This is a genomic window from Sulfurimonas sp. RIFOXYD2_FULL_34_21 (assembly GCF_001830805.1).
In the GTDB taxonomy this organism is placed as follows: domain Bacteria; phylum Campylobacterota; class Campylobacteria; order Campylobacterales; family Sulfurimonadaceae; genus Sulfurimonas.
This window is the reverse complement of record NZ_MICH01000011.1, coordinates 133,310-152,195: the sequence shown is the minus strand read 5'-3', so window position 1 is coordinate 152,195 and position 18,886 is coordinate 133,310. Positions and strand designations below refer to the sequence as shown.

Annotated in this window: 19 protein-coding genes and 1 tRNA gene; 10 read left to right on the top strand and 10 right to left on the bottom strand. The window is 33.6% G+C overall.

Annotation, left to right across the window (positions count from 1 at the left end):
- Nucleotides 1–37 precede the first annotated feature (37 nt).
- Genes A2530_RS08365 through A2530_RS08350 form a run of 4 tightly spaced genes read left to right on the top strand, consistent with a single transcriptional unit; the run spans nucleotide 38 to nucleotide 2,290 of the window.
- On the top strand, nucleotides 38–349 hold the full coding sequence (locus A2530_RS08365; protein ID WP_294883210.1) for a hypothetical protein: 312 nt from the start codon (nucleotides 38–40) through the stop codon (nucleotides 347–349).
- Nucleotides 342–686: a DUF309 domain-containing protein gene (locus A2530_RS08360; protein ID WP_294883212.1), complete on the top strand. Its 345-nt coding sequence runs from the start codon at nucleotides 342–344 to the stop codon at nucleotides 684–686. Before A2530_RS08365 ends, A2530_RS08360 begins: the two co-directional genes overlap by 8 nt.
- Nucleotides 683–1,435: a DUF481 domain-containing protein gene (locus A2530_RS08355; protein WP_294883215.1), complete on the top strand. Its 753-nt coding sequence runs from the start codon at nucleotides 683–685 to the stop codon at nucleotides 1,433–1,435. Before A2530_RS08360 ends, A2530_RS08355 begins: the two co-directional genes overlap by 4 nt.
- A gap of 39 nt (nucleotides 1,436–1,474) precedes the next feature.
- Complete coding sequence (locus tag A2530_RS08350) at nucleotides 1,475–2,290, top strand: mechanosensitive ion channel domain-containing protein (RefSeq protein ID WP_294883218.1); 816 nt, start codon at nucleotides 1,475–1,477, stop codon at nucleotides 2,288–2,290.
- Here the strand turns inward: A2530_RS08350 and A2530_RS08345 are convergent.
- Entirely contained in the window at nucleotides 2,285–3,394 is a 1,110-nt protein-coding gene (locus A2530_RS08345; RefSeq protein WP_294883221.1) for an MFS transporter, read from the bottom strand. The genes A2530_RS08350 and A2530_RS08345 overlap by 6 nt on opposite strands.
- A gap of 96 nt (nucleotides 3,395–3,490) precedes the next feature.
- Here A2530_RS08345 and A2530_RS08340 point away from each other — a divergent pair, with 96 nt between their 5' ends.
- The 6 genes from A2530_RS08340 to A2530_RS08315 all read left to right on the top strand — a co-directional run bounded on the left by A2530_RS08340 (nucleotide 3,491) and on the right by A2530_RS08315 (nucleotide 10,674).
- A complete protein-coding gene (locus A2530_RS08340) occupies nucleotides 3,491–3,979 on the top strand; it encodes a PAS domain-containing protein (RefSeq protein WP_294883223.1) in 489 nt (162 codons plus the stop codon).
- Nucleotides 3,948–5,270, top strand: a complete 1,323-nt coding sequence (locus tag A2530_RS08335) for a methyl-accepting chemotaxis protein (RefSeq protein ID WP_294883226.1) — start codon at nucleotides 3,948–3,950, stop codon at nucleotides 5,268–5,270. The genes A2530_RS08340 and A2530_RS08335 overlap by 32 nt, the downstream gene beginning before the upstream one ends.
- 156 nt (nucleotides 5,271–5,426) lie before the next feature.
- On the top strand, nucleotides 5,427–6,929 hold the full coding sequence (locus tag A2530_RS08330) for a DUF4080 domain-containing protein (protein WP_294883228.1): 1,503 nt from the start codon (nucleotides 5,427–5,429) through the stop codon (nucleotides 6,927–6,929).
- A gap of 29 nt (nucleotides 6,930–6,958) precedes the next feature.
- On the top strand, nucleotides 6,959–7,579 hold the full coding sequence (locus A2530_RS08325; protein WP_294883230.1) for a transglutaminase-like cysteine peptidase: 621 nt from the start codon (nucleotides 6,959–6,961) through the stop codon (nucleotides 7,577–7,579).
- A complete protein-coding gene (locus A2530_RS08320; RefSeq protein WP_294883232.1) occupies nucleotides 7,576–9,501 on the top strand; it encodes a LapD/MoxY N-terminal periplasmic domain-containing protein in 1,926 nt (641 codons plus the stop codon). Before A2530_RS08325 ends, A2530_RS08320 begins: the two co-directional genes overlap by 4 nt.
- Before the next feature lie 57 nt (nucleotides 9,502–9,558).
- The gene (locus tag A2530_RS08315) at nucleotides 9,559–10,674 is read left to right on the top strand and encodes a methyl-accepting chemotaxis protein (protein WP_294883235.1); all 1,116 of its coding nucleotides are present in this window, start codon (nucleotides 9,559–9,561) and stop codon (nucleotides 10,672–10,674) included.
- A gap of 9 nt (nucleotides 10,675–10,683) precedes the next feature.
- Here A2530_RS08315 and A2530_RS08310 read toward each other — a convergent pair whose 3' ends face one another.
- The 9 genes from A2530_RS08310 to A2530_RS08270 all read right to left on the bottom strand — a co-directional run bounded on the left by A2530_RS08310 (nucleotide 10,684) and on the right by A2530_RS08270 (nucleotide 18,876).
- Nucleotides 10,684–11,142, bottom strand: coding sequence for a hypothetical protein (locus A2530_RS08310; RefSeq protein WP_294883237.1), 459 nt, complete (start codon nucleotides 11,140–11,142; stop codon nucleotides 10,684–10,686).
- A 126-nt stretch (nucleotides 11,143–11,268) separates the two neighbouring features.
- A tRNA-Ser gene (locus A2530_RS08305) sits at nucleotides 11,269–11,357 on the bottom strand.
- Between the two features lie 56 nt (nucleotides 11,358–11,413).
- Nucleotides 11,414–12,079, bottom strand: a complete 666-nt coding sequence (locus A2530_RS08300; protein WP_294883239.1) for a DNA-binding protein — start codon at nucleotides 12,077–12,079, stop codon at nucleotides 11,414–11,416.
- 11 nt (nucleotides 12,080–12,090) lie between these two features.
- Entirely contained in the window at nucleotides 12,091–12,588 is a 498-nt protein-coding gene (locus A2530_RS08295; protein WP_294883241.1) for a YajQ family cyclic di-GMP-binding protein, read from the bottom strand.
- Between the two features lie 63 nt (nucleotides 12,589–12,651).
- Nucleotides 12,652–13,335 (bottom strand): 2Fe-2S iron-sulfur cluster-binding protein, encoded by a 684-nt coding sequence (locus tag A2530_RS08290; RefSeq protein ID WP_294883244.1) that lies wholly within the window; start codon nucleotides 13,333–13,335, stop codon nucleotides 12,652–12,654.
- On the bottom strand, nucleotides 13,325–14,932 hold the full coding sequence (locus tag A2530_RS08285) for an FAD-binding protein (protein WP_294883246.1): 1,608 nt from the start codon (nucleotides 14,930–14,932) through the stop codon (nucleotides 13,325–13,327). The genes A2530_RS08290 and A2530_RS08285 overlap by 11 nt, the downstream gene beginning before the upstream one ends.
- The gene (locus tag A2530_RS08280) at nucleotides 14,925–17,519 is read right to left on the bottom strand and encodes an ABC transporter substrate-binding protein (protein ID WP_294883248.1); all 2,595 of its coding nucleotides are present in this window, start codon (nucleotides 17,517–17,519) and stop codon (nucleotides 14,925–14,927) included. Before A2530_RS08280 ends, A2530_RS08285 begins: the two co-directional genes overlap by 8 nt.
- A gap of 20 nt (nucleotides 17,520–17,539) precedes the next feature.
- Nucleotides 17,540–17,896 (bottom strand): DedA family protein, encoded by a 357-nt coding sequence (locus A2530_RS08275; RefSeq protein ID WP_294883250.1) that lies wholly within the window; start codon nucleotides 17,894–17,896, stop codon nucleotides 17,540–17,542.
- A 53-nt stretch (nucleotides 17,897–17,949) separates the two neighbouring features.
- Nucleotides 17,950–18,876: a D-2-hydroxyacid dehydrogenase gene (locus tag A2530_RS08270; RefSeq protein ID WP_294883252.1), complete on the bottom strand. Its 927-nt coding sequence runs from the start codon at nucleotides 18,874–18,876 to the stop codon at nucleotides 17,950–17,952.
- Nucleotides 18,877–18,886 lie beyond the last annotated feature (10 nt).

The following is an 18,886-nucleotide window of genomic DNA, read 5'->3' as shown; positions in this document are numbered from 1 at the left end:
TTAAATAGAATATAATTGTAAAAAATGAGGAGATATTATGAATTTTCCTAAAGAATGGACTCAAGAAGAGTTTTTAAAAAACAAAAAAATACTTGAAGCTCAAAATGTAAAGGTTCTGCTCATTGACACTATTTTATCTTCAATCGACTATATTGATACGGTTATATACAACCCTTTTGAACTAAGCAAAGAGCCAAATGGAAGCGTATTTGTCTTTTACTGCGACAGCGGAAAATCAACGCTAAACAGGCTTAATGAGTACAGAAAAAAATTTCCTAACCATCACTGCATTTCCCTAAAGGGTGGACGAAGCTACTGGAGAAAAAACATGACGGTTTTTGATGATTAAGACAGAAAAACAGTTTGAAAAATTTATAAACAACCTACATAATCAAAATTTTTACGATGCGCATGAAGATTTGGAAGTTATCTGGTTTGAGAGAAGATTTGAGCAAAATGATGAAGTAAATCTTTTAAAAGGTTTTATAAATGCTTCTGTTAGCTTTGAACTACATAAAAGAGGCAAAGAAGAAGCTTCAGATAAAGTCTGGAAAAACTATCTGAAATATAGAGATTTGATACACTTCATCAACTCCTCACATGTAGAAAAATATAGTGCAATTATAAAAAAAATAGATGAGGTAAAAAATAGTTTTAAGGATATGAAGGTAGAATTACACGCATGAAAACATTACTATTAACAACACTCATAACAACACAGTCACTTTTTGCATTAGTTTCCATTGCTCCCGTTGAGATAGGGAAAAAACCCGGTTTTTCAAACAGCATAGAGGGTGCGCTTGAAACAACAAGAGGAAATACCGAAAAAGACAGCTATAAAGTCTCGGCAAGAACAACCTATGACAACAACATCGACTACATAGCGTGGGCAGAGGCATCAGGAGCTTATTCAAAATCTAACGGAAAAGAAGATACGAATAAACTGTTTGCTCATACAAGATATATGCACTCTATAACAGACAAAACCTTTATGGGCGAAATCTTTATACAACTTCAAAATGATGAGTTTAAAAGAATTAACAACAGAATATTAGGCGGCGGCGGCGTAAGACTAGAGCTGTTTAATCTGCTTCAAAGAGGTAAAGGGTACTTTGGTATCGGCGGCTTTTATGAAAATATAAATTATGCCAACTCTACAATAAACCCTTCAGAAAACAATTTAAGAGTAAACTCATATTTTGCTTATGCAATTGACCTTAGCAAAACATCTTCGGTTGCTTATGCACTCTATTATCAACCAAAAGCAAGTGATTTCAGCGATACTATCCAATCTCATGAACTTGAACTTAAACTAGGCGTATATAGAGACCTCTTTTTAAAATTTAGCATATCTTATGATAAAGACAACAGACCTCCGGTAGGCGCACAAGATTATGATTTAATTCAAAATACCTCTTTTGTTTACAGCTTTTAATTTTATTGCTTTTTAACTTTATATTTTAAAGGGGTAGAAATGGATTTAACAAAATATTCTGATTTTGTTTTTGCCTATTTGAGCGAATACGGCTTAAAAATCATTGCTGCGGTTGTTATACTTTTTATCGGCAAATCAGCCGTTAAAAAACTTACAGCTTTAATTAAAACGGTAATGATAAAAGCAAAAATAGACCTTACTTTAGTTGAATTTTTAGAAAATGTTATCTATTTCGCACTTTTAATTGTTGTAGTTTTAGCTTCCTTAAATGCTTTAGGTATAAACACGACATCATTTTTAGCAGTTTTTGGTGCCGCTTCTTTAGCTATCGGGCTAGCACTTAAAGATTCACTCTCAAACATAGGTGCCGCCGTACTAATAATAATTTTTCGCCCCTTTAAAGTTGGAGATTTTATAGATGCAGCAGGAGCTTCTGGAATAGTTGAGGATATAAATCTATTTTCTACGGTTATTGCTACCGGCGACAACAAGGTTACCATTGTTCCAAACTCTTCGATAATAAGCGGCAACGTAACAAACTATTCAAACAAAACAACCCGTCGTGTTAGTCACGTTTTTGGCATAGGCTACAACGATGATTTAAAACTTGCAAAAGAGACTCTTTTGCAAATTATGCATGATGATGAGAGAGTTCTAAAAGAACCTGCTCCTTTTGTAGCAGTCGGCGAATTAGGCAGCAGCAGCGTTAACCTTGTTTTTCGTGCATGGGTAAAAACGGAAGATTACTGGAACGTACACTTTGACATGTTAGAGAGAGTAAAACTTACGTTTGATGAAAAAGGCATCTCTATCCCTTATCCTCAAATGGATGTACATGTAAATAAAGAGTCATAAAAAAAGATTTTTTTTGTGCCCTCCCCAAAGATACAAAAACCAAGCTGCTATAAGTGCGATGAAAGTCGCGCTTAAAAATAGATATTTTGGATATAGTTCATACACATATCCTGCTACTATCGCACCCGCAAATGCCCCAAATCCATAGGTTATTCCGGAAAAAAACTGCTGTGCCAATGATTTATGCTTGTACAGATAATACAAATAGCTAATTGCCGCGGAGTGAAAAAGGGCAAAACTAAGAGCGTGAAGTGCTTGTGAGAAGAACAAAACCGATATATTCTGCGGATATAAAAATAGCAAAAACCAACGAAAAGCTGTTACTAAAGTAGTTATTTGAAGAATTAAAAGAAGATTTTTACGAAGCAAAGAGCCTTGAAAATAGAGCATAAATATCTCAACAATAACCCCAAAACTCCAAAGATATATTGTCATATCCAAACTAATCCCATGGTCGGTTTCGTAAATCGTAAAGAAGTTATAAAATGAACCGAAACTTACCTGCATAAGCGTAAGCCCTACCCACAATTTCCAATCGGCAACTATATCTATATCGTTAATCGTATCTTCATGTTTATCTAAAAGTGTGTCTGCTTTTCTAGCTATTATAAATGCCGCTATAGATGTTGTAAATGTTAAGACAAGAAGATATGCAAGAGCAATATTTGCCGAGCTTAAAAATTTTACTAATACAAGTGCAACAAGTATAAATCCTACTGAACCAAAAAGTCTGATTTTACCGTATCTCTCTTTTTTGAGATGTTTTAAAGAGATAAGCTCTATGTATGGAAGCACAAGACTAAGTCCTACACCCAAAAATATATTTGAAAATAGAAGTTTATAAAAATTATCCAATGAAAAATAAAAAGAAACAGAGCTTAAACACATTATCAAAAGTGCAACATTAAAGCTTGTTACGTTAATTTTAAGCCCTTTTATAAAAGCAAAAGGAACTATAAAACGAACCAAAGGAGCAGCTGCAAATATGATGCCTATATCGCTTGCTGCGTACCCTGACATGGATAAAACTTTCGGTAAAAATATTATATAAACACCGATAATTGAGAAGTAAAAAAAGTAAAATATAGCTAATAGTAATGACATTTGGGATTATAACCTATTATTGTGACAAAATTGTGCTATAATTTTTTTAACTTAAATAAACATAACAAATAAAAATTAAATGGAGGGGCTGTTAGAATGTTAAAAGAGATGAAAGAAGATGACTTTATAGTATCAAAAACCGACCTAAAAGGTCGTATAACTTACTGTAATCAAATTTTTATGGAGATGGCTGAGTACAGCGAAGATGAGCTGCTTGGAAAACCGCATAGTATAATCAGGCATCCGGATATGCCAAAGGCAGTTTTTAGATATTTATGGGATGTTATACCGAAAAAGCAAGAAGTTTTTGCCTATGTTGTAAACAAAACAAAAAATGGTAACGATTACTGGGTATATGCAAACATAACTGCAACGCTAGATGTAAAAGGCAACATAGTTGACTACTACTCGGTTAGAAGAAAACCAAATCCAAAAGCTATTGAAGTTATCATACCTGTATATAAAAAGATGATTGAAGTCGAAAAAAAAGAGGGTGTTGACGCATCATTTAAAATTTTAACAGACATATTAAAAGAAAAAGGAGCAAGTTACGATGAGCTTATTATCTCTCTTCAAAACCAATAAAAATAAACAAAAACATGAGCAAATGCATGACTTAGTCATTAAAGTACTAAAAGATGCTGCCGATGGAAAATTAAGCGGAAGAATTACAAATATACCAAACGACAATTCAAAAGAATCTGCATTTGCATGGACCATTAACGATGTTCTTGATCAGCTTGAAGCTTTTATGAGAGATGTTGAAACATCTATAGAGAGTGCTTCAGTTGGCAAAACATACAGAACAACAAACCCTGCTGGACTGCATGGAATATTTCGCACGACTTCTGAAAAATTAAAACTGGCAATTTCATCAATCTCTATGGGATATGAAACTAAAATAAAAAGCGCTCTATCCGATAAACTAAGCCAACTGGGTGGAGGGATAGGCACAGGTTTGGAAGTGATACAAAAAGATATTGTAGCATCTCAAAACGGTTCTGATGAAATTTCACAAGTTGCCTATAAAACTGCGGATTTATCGGCAAAAAGTCTTAATAGCGTTATGGAAATCAGTGAAAAACTAAACGTGCTTGTCAGTACTATCTCTACATCTAATGAAACTATTATCAATCTTGAGCAGAGATCAAGAGATATATCAAACGTGGTAGGTCTCATCAAAGATATTGCAGACCAAACAAATCTACTTGCACTCAATGCGGCTATTGAAGCGGCACGTGCCGGTGAGCACGGCAGAGGGTTCGCGGTTGTCGCAGATGAGGTTAGAAAACTAGCAGAGCGCACACAAAAAGCTACGCAAGAGATAGAGATAAATATATCCACTCTTCAACAAGAGACAAACGATATGAGAAGCAATTCCGACAATATCTCCGATATCGCTTATGAGTCTAATGATGTAATTCACGAGTTCCAAAAAACATTTGAAGAGCTAAACTCTTATGCAAATAGATCATCCGAAGTCTCATCAAGGATAAATAATAAACTGTTTACCACATTGGTAAAGGTTGACCATATTATTTTCAAATCAACTGCTTACTCAGCAGTTTTAAATGCTAATGCAAATAAAAATTTTGTGGATCATAAAAACTGCCGGATGGGCAAATGGTATCTCGGCATAGGAGAAGAGAAGTTCGGTCATACCAAGGTATTCAAAGAGATAGACGCAGTACACGCTAAAGTACACGACTCCGTTCTTAAAAATCAACTATTTATAAAAGACAACAGTGTCTTAAAGTTAGATCATCCAACGAAAGTCTATGAAAACTTTGTTGAGATGGAGAATGCGTCGAATGTGTTATTTGGCAAATTGGACGAAATGGTTGAAGAGGGAAGCAGAATTAATAATAAAAAGTAACTATTTACTTATTATTAACTTATAATAAATATAATTTTATATCTCGATTATGTTCAACCCCTTTCATAGTTTGAGATATTAAATACTACCTATAAATTATTTTAGTTATCCTGCCCATTCTCCTTGTGGCGTGGATAATTATGCTAAACTTTCATCATGAAAAAAATTATCCTAACAACTCTTAACTCAAGATATACCCATACCTCTATCGCGCTTAGATATCTATATGCAAACTTATCACAACTGCAAGATGATGCAATAATATTAGAATTTAGCATAAACGATGCCGTACAATCAATTGCACAAAAAATACTTGTTCATAATCCAAAAATAATAGGTATAGGTGTATATATCTGGAATGTTTCAGAGGTACGTGAACTTATACATGTAATAAAAAAAGTATCCCCCGATACAAGAATCGTCTTAGGCGGACCGGAAGTTTCCCATGAACCTTTTCGCGTAAATCTTGATAGTGCCGATTTTATTATTCAAGGCGAAGGAGATTTTGCTTTTTATGAACTTTGCAAAGATATTTTAGGTGATAATGAGCCAAAAGAAAAAATTATAAAAATGGGTATGCCCTCTTTAAAAAATCTAAAACTTCCATATAAATTTTACACGGATGAAGATATAAAAAATCGCTATATCTATGTAGAAGCTTCAAGAGGATGCCCGTTTGAGTGTGAATTTTGCCTATCTTCTATGGACGAAAAAGTAAGATCGTTTAATCTTGATGAGCTTTTAGAGGAGTTTGAGCTTCTTTGGCAAAGAGGCGCTAGAGCATTCAAGTTTATAGACAGAACTTTTAACCTAAATATAAAAACCGCAAATAGACTTTTGGACTTTTTTTTAGAAAAAACTCCTCCATACTTTGCCCATTTTGAAGTAGTTCCAGATCATTTTCCAGATTCGATAAAAGAGAAAATCAGCAAATTCCCGGATGGGGCTTTACAACTTGAGATAGGCATTCAAACCCTAAATCCTATAATTGCAGATAATATCTCAAGACCGCTAAAGCTTGATAAAATAAAAGAGAATATAAAGTTTTTGGAGCACGAAACAAAAGCCCATATACATCTTGATTTGATAGTTGGACTTCCGGGAGAATCGCTAGAGAGTTTTGGGAAAAACCTAGACGAACTTGTAAGCCTAAGTGGTTGTGAAATACAAATAGGAATCCTAAAAAAATTATCCGGTACATTCATAAATCGTCATGACATAGAACACGGCATGATTTACAGCGATATACCGCCTTATGATATCTTGCAAAACTCACAACTCTCTTTTAGCGACATAGGCATTATGAAAAGATTTTCAAGATTTTGGGATTTGACATACAATAGCGGTAATTTTAAACGAAGTATAGAACTAATTTGGCAAGACGGAAGCGTATTTGAAAATTTTTATGATTTTAGTATCTGGATTTATACTCAAACGGACTCTACATGGCAGATTTCACTTCAAAGATTAGGAGAACTTCTCTTTACTTATCTTTGTGAAGTTAAAATGATAGATGCAGAGCTTGTAGCAAAATATATGCTAGAAGATATGATGAAACTTCAAGGGCGAACAGTACCGATTTATCTAAGACCATACGCCGATAATTTTGAAAAAAAGAGCAAAAACGGGACGTCGGGCTTCAATAAAAGACAGCACTAATATTGTAAATATTTGGATATAATCACTCCATGCTTAGGTTAAAAACACTTATATTATTGCTACTGTTTTTTGCAAAGATAATATTTGCAAATGAACCTTATATAGATAGAGCGTTGCTTGATGAAATCGGTAACAAGTATAATGTATTTGCAAAAAAAAGATTTTTTTTCCTTCAGGAGGCTCTTGATAGCGTTAAAAATAAGAGTGATTTAGAAAAACTAGAAGCGGTAAACAGTTTTTTTAATGATGTCAGATACGGAAGTGACATGAAGGTTTACGGCAAAAAAGATTACTGGGCAACACCATGGGAATTTTTAGGCAATGATATGGGAGATTGTGAAGACTACGTTATAAGCAAATATTTTGCTCTTAAGTATCTTGGTGTTGATTATAAAAAGCTATATTTTACTTATGTTCGCTCTACAAACTTCAAAGAACCGCACATGGTTCTAACTTACTTTGAAACGCCTAGAAGCGAACCACTGATTTTAGACAACAATAACCACAAAATATTTCCCGCATCACAAAGAAAAGATTTGACTCCAATCTATAATTTCAACGGGGATGTACTTAACAAAATAGGCACAAGCGGAAAATCTCACCAAAAATGGGATGAGCTAAAACTCAACATGCAAAGGAAAAAAATATGACGCTTTTTAAACAGATAGCTCTTATGCTATCACTATTTTTATTCATAATATTAACGACGGTTTTAATATTAAATTTTCAAAGTGCAAACAAGGGTGCTCAAGAGAGGCTGTATGATGATGCCAAAAATACGGCAACTTCACTCTCTCTTTCGCTTGGAAGTGCAAACGGTGAACTCTCAATGATGTCAACTATGATAAATGCAAATTTTGACAGCGGAAATTACCGCAATATTACCCTTCTTGATGTTGAGAACAATACTCTTTATGAGAGAAAAAACGAAAGCGATATAAAAGTTGTCCCTACTTGGTTCAGAGAGCTTGTAAACTTAAAAGCGCCTGTCGCCTATGCAAATGTTTCTAACGGTTGGAATCAAGTTGGAATACTACATGTTCAAAGTGATGCAACCTATGCGTATAAACAGCTTTATGTCATTCTTATAGATTTACTAATCTCTTTTATGGTTATTGCACTCATTAGCCTTATCATACTTAGCTTGTTGCTGCACACTATTTTAATACCTTTAAAAGAGGTTCAAAGACAAGCTGCGGCAGTTATTAGAAACGAGTTTATTACGCAAAATAAAATTCCATATACTAAAGAGTTTAAAGACGTAGTTTTGGGAATGAACAACATGGTTTCAAAAGTAAAAGCTATGTTTGATAAAGGAAACGAAGAGTTAAAAGCTCAAAAAGAGTTAGAGTACATTGACCAAAATACACAACTTAGAAATCGTAAATATTTTATAGACAAACTTCCTGCATACTTAAAAGTTGATGCTTCTAGCGAAGGCGGTGTAAATTTATTAATAGCTATTAGCGGAATTATCGAAGCAAACGAAAAGATAGGTCATAAAAGCGTAGATAACCTCTTTTTAGATATTGCAAATATTTTTAGACAAAGCACCAAAGATATCAAAGATTCAATTATTGCAAGAATGAACGGAACTGAGTTCTCCATGCTTTTGCCAGATTGCACGAACGACAACGCGATGACGTTAGCAAAAAATATACAAAACTCTTGTAAAGAGGCTATTGATGAAGCAGGTCTTGATTCGGACGAAACATTTATATCGGTAGGTCTTTATGAGTATAATCATAAAAACAGCATTGCCGAACTCTTCTCACGCTCCGACAATGCACTTGCTCAAGCAAAATTCAATCATGAAAGAATTCACTTAGAAAAAGCAGAAAATGCCGTTGAAGTAATGGGCAAAGAGGCTTGGAAAACAATCATAAATGAAGCGATAGAAAATAACAAATTTAGTTTTGTATCTTGGAATGTTATAGATACAAAATCTAAAAAACTTGCACATAATGTTCTTAGCATAAATCTTAATATTGACAAAAACACCTCTTACAGTTATGCTCAATTTATGGCTCCTGCTATTCAATTAAAACTAAGTAACGATATTTATAAAAAAATTATTCCTATGCTATTTAAAAATTCACATGTAGCGCTAAAAAGCGGCTTGATTTACTCTCTTAGATTACCGCAGGAGTATCTGGAAAATGCAGCAACATATCATGATTTGAGTGAACTACTACGTATTTATGCGTCAACCCTACCTTTTAGATTAATTATAGAGTTGCCTGATAAACTTGTTCACCAAAACTCAAGAAATATCAAAGACTACATAGAATTATTTAAAAAATACAGTATTGAAATCGGTATATTCGAGTTTATAGGCGAAGGCGATGACTACCAATACTTACAGGATTTAAGACCTATTTATATAAAAGGCGAGAGTAATTACTTTTTGACTCAAAATACTCAGTCATTATCTGCACTAAGACTTATTACAGATACGGTAGGTATCTCGCTTATAGCAGTAGGCGTTATGAATATAGAGACGTTAGAGAAATTAAAAAATAAAGATATTCATACTGTTCAAGGATATGTAACAGAAATAACTCAAATTTAAATATCTTTTAATTACATTAAAGGTAACATTAACAATATTTAATAAAAGGGGTAGTTGGTGTTCTTTAATAAAAATGAGAAGCTTGTACGTGATTTACATGTAAAAGATAAAGAGATAGATGAGTTAAAGAAAGAGCTTGAAGAAGCAAATCTAACAATCTCAAGTCTTGAAAAAAAAGTAGAGCATGTTAATAATAACCAAATTATGAATGAGCTTATAAAGTCGTTAACGGGAAATTTGACAGATGCATGTTCAAACGACATGTCTCTTCTTCAAATCGGTTTAACAGACAATCTTAAAGCATTGGAAGATATAGATAAAAGAAGCGGATTAAATAGCGATAGTGCGCAAGATGCATTAGTAGATGTAGATGCTCTTATGCAGACAATGGGTTCTCTTTTAGAACACATCACAAGCACTTATGAACAGGTAAGTACACTAAACACAAATGTTGAAAGCATATCAAGCGTTATTAACCTTATCAAGGATATAAGCGACCAGACAAATCTTCTTGCTCTAAATGCGGCTATTGAAGCGGCTCGTGCGGGAGAACACGGCAGAGGATTTGCAGTTGTTGCAGACGAGGTTAGAAAACTTGCAGAACGCACTCAAAAAGCTACAAGCGAAGTAGAAATAACAGTCCAAAGCCTAAAACAAAATACGCAAGAAGTACATGAACACTCTAGATCTATGGAAGAGTTATCAACAAATTCAAATTCACAAATAGACTCTTTACAAGAAAAAATGAACGAACTAAAAGAGAGTTCGGTAGCAATTCTTCGAGAAAACCAAGATGTTACAAACTCTATATTTATGGTTCTAGTTAAACTTGACCATCTTTTATTTAAGTCAAACGGGTATAAAGTAGTATTTAAAGGACAATCAGATATTACTTTTGCGACTGATACAGAGTGTCGTTTAGGAAAATGGTACGCACAAGGTATCGGCAGAGAAAAATTTAGCAAAACATCAAGTTTCTCATCTCTTGAAGCACCGCACAGAGATGTACATGTTAACATTAAAAAAGCTGTTGATTGTGTTGCAAGAGGTACATGTACCGAGGAAGCGAAAAATGTTATGACATACTTTAGTGATGCTGAAAAAGCAAGTCAAAAAGTTATACAAATATTAGACGCTATGCTAAGAGAAGAAAAAAACAGCAGACATCACTAGTTTTTTAGACTAAACTTTTCTTGAGTTTAGTCCTTTTACTATCGCATCACCTATCTCTTGTTTATATTGGGGATTTGCTCTTCCTAATTCTCTGTCAAAGCCTAGTATCAAATCCTTGTTTGTATTTGGATGTCTGCATATTTTATAAATTATATCCATGTAAATATCAAAATCTGCATGCGACTTTACACCAAACTTCTTCTCTATTTTGCCGTGATGTTTTATAATCAAATTAATTGCTTGAGCTAATTTGTCCTCATCCGATTCTTTATCTTTTAAGATTTCAATAAGAGCGTCTAAATCTGTATTTAGTACAGAATCATCTTTTGCACTCTTTACTTCCACCTCAAGGGGTGCTTCCTTTTTGGATTTAACTTTTTTATTGGGATTTAAAAATAACATAAACACCAACACTGCCAAAAGTGCAATTAGTCCCACAATTGATTTGATAATTAAGTCTGCTTCCATGATTAGCGCTTTTTTTATTATATATTACAATAAATTTAGACAAGTAACCTGACAAATTAATACAAAAATGACACAAAATTTTTTAGGTGTCTTGAAAATAGCTATTTTTGGGGTTTAAAAGAGGTGTGGTGGACAGTGAGGGATTCGAACCCTCGGTAGAGTTAACTACGGCCGCGTTCCAGGCGACTGGATTAAACCAACTCTCCCAACTGTCCATGTGGAGATGCAATTCTAGCTTTAAAAGACTTAATTAGCTATTTAAAATCTCCTATTATATAGAAAAATCACTATAATCATATTTTTGCAAATCTATATAATATTTTTTACCTATCATAACGATTCTGGAGTCATGCTTTGACTGCTCTTTAAACTTCTCTTTTATTTTTAGTATCTTTTTCTTTGAGAAATCTTTACTTTTTAAATATTTATTTAAAGAGATTAGTCTGCGGCTCTCAAACGGCTCTTCTTCTATCTCTTGCTCTTCAATTTCAGCTTCAAATAGTTCTTCTTCAACTTGCAATTCATTTTGTGGAGTGTTTAGCATAAATTTTGAAGAGATAGCACTCAATATATTTTTTAACTGTTCATCTTTTTCTTTATATATCTGCTCAATTTTTATTCTCTCTTCAACTAGCATCTTCTCTTTTTGGTCTCTTAAACTTCTGGTTTCACTCTCAAGAGTTTCTACTTTTTGCTGAAGCTTGACATTTTGCTCCTCAAGAAATTTATAATATCTGTCGTCTGCATGATGTGTTTGTGCTTTTATATTTGTTTTTTTTGCCGTCACCATTTGAGAGCTATCATTAACATCAACTATAACAAGCTTTACACCATCTTCAACAATACTCTGCAATGAGCCTCTTCTTATCCTGTTATGAATCGCCTCTTTTGATACACCCAACTGCTCTGCAGCATCAGAAATAGTAAGCTTTGTCATGTAAATAGCCTTTATCTCATATTTTCAAAAACTAAAGGAGCTTCCCACTCCATTGAGCGAATCGTAGAGATAACCTTTTGTAAATCATCTATTTTTCCACCTTTTACTCTAATTGAGTCACCCTCTATCTGCGCGGTTACTTTTAGTTTTAGGTTTTTAATCTCTGCCGTTATCTTTTTTGCCTCTTTTGAATCGATATAATCAACAATTTTAAACGTAACTTTTCTGTTGTTTCCACTTGAGTTTTCCGTTTTTAGCTCTTCTAAAACTTTTGAGCTGAGATTTTGTTTCAAAAGTTTTGTTATAACAATATCTTTTAAAGCATCAAGTTTATTATCGCTGGATGCTATTAAGACCAATTGCTTATCCTTTTCTTTATAATCAACTTCGTAAGTAGTCCCTTTAAAATCATAACGATTTGCAACCTCTTTATCAACAAGATTTATTGCATTTTTAAAACTTTGCATATCAATTTTTGCACTTATATCAAATGAATACTCTTTTGCCATAGCCGACACTCCATATTTAAAACTAACTGTTTTGATTATATAACAAACAAAATCTAAAATAACTTAAAAGCTTAATCCACCGCCGAAATTGATAAAATTCGGATCCATATAACCCTGCATTGAACTCTTTGCTCTTAGTTTTTCTATATCTGCTTTACTTGAAATTCCCTGCGGACAAACAAGTGTACACTCATTGCAAAGTGTACAGTCCCATACTCCGTTTGTCTGAATCGTATCAATTTTATTTTTTTGATTTTGTTCTCGTTTATCACTAACATATCTCCAGATTCTAGTTAGCGAGAACGGTCCTAAGAATTCGCTATTAACGCTATAAACGGGACATGCACTATAACAAGAGCCGCATAAAATACAGTCGCTTTGAAGCTCATTTAATTTTTCGTCTATCTGTGAAAGTAAAATATTTTCTACCTCTATACTCTGCCATGCCTTTGCTTTTGCATTAAAACCATAAGCTTTATCCATATCTACAACCAAATCACGAATAACGGGAGCATTATTTAACGGCTCAATCAAATCTCCCTCTTTTACATGATATGAACATGCCAAAACTTCTCTCCCGTTTACCCGCATAGCACAACTGCCGCATACACTGCTTCTGCATCCGCTGCTGTATGTCAAAGATGAGTCAATCGTAGTTTTTATCTCATTTAAAACTTCCAAAAGAGTTCTATTTTGTATCTCAACATCATACTCTATAATACTCTCTCGTTTTATATTAATCTTCATAACTAACCGTCCCATTATTATCTATAACCGTGTGAAACATAAATTTATTATCTGAATTTGGAAAATCAACTCTAAAATGAGCACCCCTACTCTCATCTCGATTTATTGCAGAGATTAAAATAAGCTCACTTATCTCTAACATATTTTTAAACTCCAAAAACTCTATCAAGTTTGTGTTATACTCTTTTGTTTTATCTCCTACTCCCATTTTTGAGAGATTACGTTTCATCTTTTTTACTTCATCTAAAACACTTTGCAACTCAGTTTTATCTCTTTTAATTCCTACATGTTTATAAAACAGTTCGCCTAATTTTGCTTGATTTTCATAAAAATTCATCTCGTTTGTATAATTCATTATAATTGTAATATTTTTTTCAAAAATGGTTTTTTGTTCTGTTATATCTACTTCTTTATCAAAATTTTTAGCATATATTGCAGCATTTTCTCCGGCTTGTTTACCAAACACGACTAACTCCAAAAGAGAATTTCCACCTAGTCTGTTTGCTCCATGAATCTTGTGGTTTGCACACTCTCCGACTGCGAAAAGCCCATTTATACATGTAGAAGAGTTTTCATCGACTTCAATGCCGCCCATCGTGTAATGTGCGGCAGGTTTAATCGGTATCAAATCAGACAAAACGTCTATATTTTCATATAGCTTTGCCAATTTTGCCTCTTGAGGCAGCTCGTTTTCTATAAACTCTGCTCCTAAATGACGAATATCAAGATAGATATCCTCGCCTTTTTTTATCTCATCATATATAGCTTGAGAGACCTCATCGCGAGGCGCCAACTCATTTGTGAAGCGTTCTAATTTAGAGTTTACAAGATAACCTCCTGCGCCTCTTGCACTCTCAGATATAAGAATAGAGGAGTTTTTAAGTGCAGTCGGATGAAACTGTATAAATTCCATATCACTTACTCTTGCTCCTGCTCTTAGCGCGGCCGCAATTCCGTCTCCGGTTTGAGCAGTTGAGTTTGTTGAATATTTGTGAAAAATTCTACTGTATCCGCCGGTAGCTACAATAACACTTGGGGATTTATAAATCTCTATTTCACCGCTTCTTTTATTTAGCACGCTTACACCGCACACATAACTTTTGTTATCGTTATCTTTGTTTGTTATAAATTCTAGCAAATATCTCTCATTTAAAATTTCTATTTTTGCTTCCAAACATCTGTCATAAAGTGTATGAAGAATTTTAAGTCCCGTATAGTCTTGTGCGTAACATGCGCGAGCGGCGTATGCGCCACCTAGTTTTCTTTGTGCAATTTTTGACTCTTTTGTTCTGCTAAAAGGAACTCCGATGCTATCAAGCCACTTAACTGCTTTTGGTGCCTCATTGCACATATATCTTACACTTTTTTCATCTGCTAACGCATTTGCTGATTTGAGAGTATTTTGTACATGTATCTCTATGCTGTCCCCATTTTCCTGCGATAAAACTGCATTTATACCACCTTGAGCCATACATGTTTGGCTTCTTGTAGGATACTCTTTTGTTATAATGATTACTTTTGCACCGCTCTTATAAGCATTCAAAGCAGCTACAAGAGCCGCTCCCCCTGCTCCTACAACTATTACACTATTATTCATTCTCTTCCTTATGTACACATATCTCTATTATAAATTTTGCGCCGTCTTTAATATTTTGGGCATATATTTTACCGTTACGGTGCTGCTCAATAATATTTTTTGACATGTTAAGACCAAGTCCCGTACCGTTTTTATCAAGTTTTGTAGAGAAGTAAGGGTCAAAAATTTTATCTATTATATCTTCGGCTATACCTCCGGCATTATCGCTTATCTCCATTACGGCAACATCACCTCTGTCATAGCTTTTAATAACTATTTGTGCATCTTTTACACTATATTGTCTAAACTGCTCTTTTGCATTATTTATTATATTGAGTACAACTTGAATATACTCGTTTTTATACAACATGACTCTATTTTTTGAACCTAACTCTAAACATAAATCTATATTTTCAGATGACAAACTATCTTCAAGAAGTCCATAAGCCTGTGATATAGGACTGTTTAAACTTGTCTCTTCCTTAAGCTTGTTTGGCTTATGAAAATTGCTAAAATCTGAAACGATGCTGCTTAAATTCTGAGTATTTAAAGCAATTTTGTTTAACTTCTCATTTAAAAACTCTAAAAAATCATCTCTTTGTTTTTTATTGCATAAATCATACTCTTCAAGTTCTATTGCCATCACCATAGATATATGCAGTGCTGAAATTGCACTAAGAGGCTGTTTCCACTGATGCGCTATCATGCTGACAATCTCTCCCATTTGAACCAACCTAGATTTATGAAGCAGATATGTATCTTTTTTTTGCATTTCACTGACTGCAGAAGAGACCTTTGATTCAAGTGTTTTATTTAACTCTAGCAGTTCATCTTTTAACCTCTCCAATTCAATATTTTTTCTATTTAAAAGATTTTGCTTATAAAAAACTATGAAAAATATAAATATTATAAAAATAATAACCTCTTTTAAATACCCAAAATTTACATTTTTGACATAGTTTATCGATGCCCATTCGCTGAAAAAATTGTTAATGTCCGAGTGCTTAATACTTTTTGAGAGTTTTTCAAAAATTTCAAATAACATGTAGTTATCGTCACTAACACCAAAAGATATGCCTACCTTATCATCAAATTGCCCAGATATTTTTAAATTTTTGTTTTGTATATTTTTAAAAACGTAAGCAGTTGTTATTAGATTATCTATATAACCGTAATATTTTCCCTCTTCAACACCCTTAAATCCATCTTTTAACGACTCCACATAGTTTAATTTAATATTAGGGTATCTTCTTTTTAAATCTAATGTGAAAGCATTTTTTTCAATGACGGCAAGCTCTTTATCTAAAATATTCTCGATATCAAGTATATAGTGTTCTTGTGTATTTGTAACTATAACCAACGGTTCATAGTGATAGGGAGTCGTATATTTAACTCCATTTTCTTTTTGCGAATTATTTGCAATCGGAAGCAAATCACACTTTTTATCTATAACTGCTTGAAGTGACTCTTCCCATGTTTTTGTATATACAAGTTTATATGGAATTTTTACGCTCTCTTTTGCTAAATTTAAAATATTGGAGCCTATACCGATAAATTTACCCTCTTCAATAGCACTTATAGGAAGTGAAGATGGAGCAACGCATACATGTATTTCTCCTTTTTGCCTTAAATATCTCTCCTCTTCGTCGCTTAAGAGCCTCTCTTTGATACTAAATATGGCTCTATCTAAATTAACATCTGATTCTACCAATCCCATAACTCTATATATATCTAAAATTCTCTCTACTTTGTTTTTTTCGATACTTCCAAGCGGTATATTATTTACGTAAGAGAGTTTTTTAAGTTCAAGTGCTTCAAACATCAAAGCATCTCTTGACTTCTTTGAAGAGTTGTATTTTTTATAAATGATATCAACAGTCTCTTCTATATTATCAAAAGCATACTCCCAACCTCTTAACGATGCCCTTTTAAAAGCATCACTTCTCTGAGGATATTTTGTCGCTTCTTCTTGTGACGTGAAAAGGATATCGCCGTAAAAATCAAATCCTCTATCTTTTGGAGAAAAAAGCTTAAACTCCACACCTTTTTTATTTAATAAATATGGCTCATTTGAGATATAACCGGTATATAAGTCTATATTTTTACTTATCAAATCTTCAATATTAAACGTATGACTTTTAAATTCTATGCTCTTTTTGTCAGTATTGGTCGAGTTTATCATTGCATAAACAGATACTGCCTCAACTGCATCCTGTGTTATCATAACCTTTTTACCTGCAAAATCCTTTACATCTTTTATACCTGATGATTGCAGTGCAATTAAAGTAATGGGCGATGATTGAAAAATTGCACTTAAGAGACAAATATCTTTACCTTTTGCATAGTACCAGATTAGGCTTGAGCGCCCAATGCCGTAAGTTGTTTTTCCTCTTAATACATCAGAGACAACGTCGGTCTCATATTTAAACTTTTTTATATCTACGTCAAAACCCTCTTCTTTGTAAAAGCCTTTCTCTTTGGCTATATAATAACCGGCAAACTGAAACTGATCTAACCACTGAAGCTGCAAAGAGACCTTCTGTATAGGTTGATTTTGTGAAGCAGAAAGAGAGATAAACAGAGATAAAATAATAAATAGATACTTCATAGATTCACGCTCCTGCTAAATTATATCATAAGGGTCAAAATGTAGTATCTTGCAACCCTTAAACTTCCGGCAATTATAACAAACCAAACAAACTCAAGTCTAACAATACCTGCAACTAATGTTAGCGGATCACCTATTATGGGTAGCCATGAAAGTACGAGTGCATAGTAACCGTATAGATGTCCGTAATCGTAAGCCTTTGTTCCTATTTTTGATGATAAAAGTTTTGTTTTTGTTTTTTCATAAAGCAGGTAACCTAAAAAGTAGTTCAATATAACGGCAAGCACATTACCCAATGAGGCAAAAATAAGCGCATTAGAGTTTGGCATACCGTTAGCTAAAACTGCGAGAAAAGCGACTTCTGAACTAAAAGGCAAAACGGTAGCCGCTAAAAAAGAGGATAAAAAAAGAGCAAATTCAGTAATAGTAGCTACTTTTGAAAAGATTTTATATTTTCAATAACAGAAGCAATAAGTCTATCTCTCGCTTCTACGCTTGCCCAAGCAATATGAGGAGTTATGTAGAGTCTATCCCTATTTTTTACATGTAAAAAAGGATGGTTTTCTTCCATAGGCTCTTTTGTTAAAACATCAAGAGCAAAGTAGATACTCTTCTCGTCAATTATTCGTGCAATAGCCCTCTCATTGATGATACCGCCGCGTCCAATATTTAAAATAACTGCATTTTCTTTACATATTAACAGTTGTTCATAGTCCAAAAGATTGTCTGTTTTTTCATTTAAAGGTGCGTGAATAGAGATGATATCACAAGTTTTTAGAAGTTCTTCCAGCTCTACATGTATAAAATCTTTTGAGCTATTTTTACCGCTTGTAGAGTAGTAGCATATCTCTATTCCAAACGCTTTTGCTATATTTGCAACACCGCGACCTATAGCGCCTAAACCTATAACTCCCCATCTTTTGCCTTTTATCTCAAAAAACGGTTTTGAAATATCGGTAAAGATTTTACTTCTTGAGTATGAGCCATCTTTAACATACTCATCATAATACTTTGAGTGTCCTATAAGATAAAAGAGCATTGAAAACGTATGCTGTATTACTGAGTCTGTAGAGTAACCTGCTACATTTTTTACCTCTATACCTCTTCTTTTTGCGGCGTCCAAATCAACATTATTCATACCTGTTGCGGCAACACAGATAAGTTTTAATGTTGGTGTATTTAACATGTGAGTTTCTGATATAACAACTTTGTTAGTAACAATAACATCGCAATGCATTATTCTTTCTTGTGTCTCATTAGGAGAAGTTGTTTGAAAAACTTTAACATCCCCAAGTTTAAAAAACCTGCTTAAATCCGATTCGCCGAATGTTAAAGCGTCAAGTAAAACAATTTTCATGCCTGTCTTT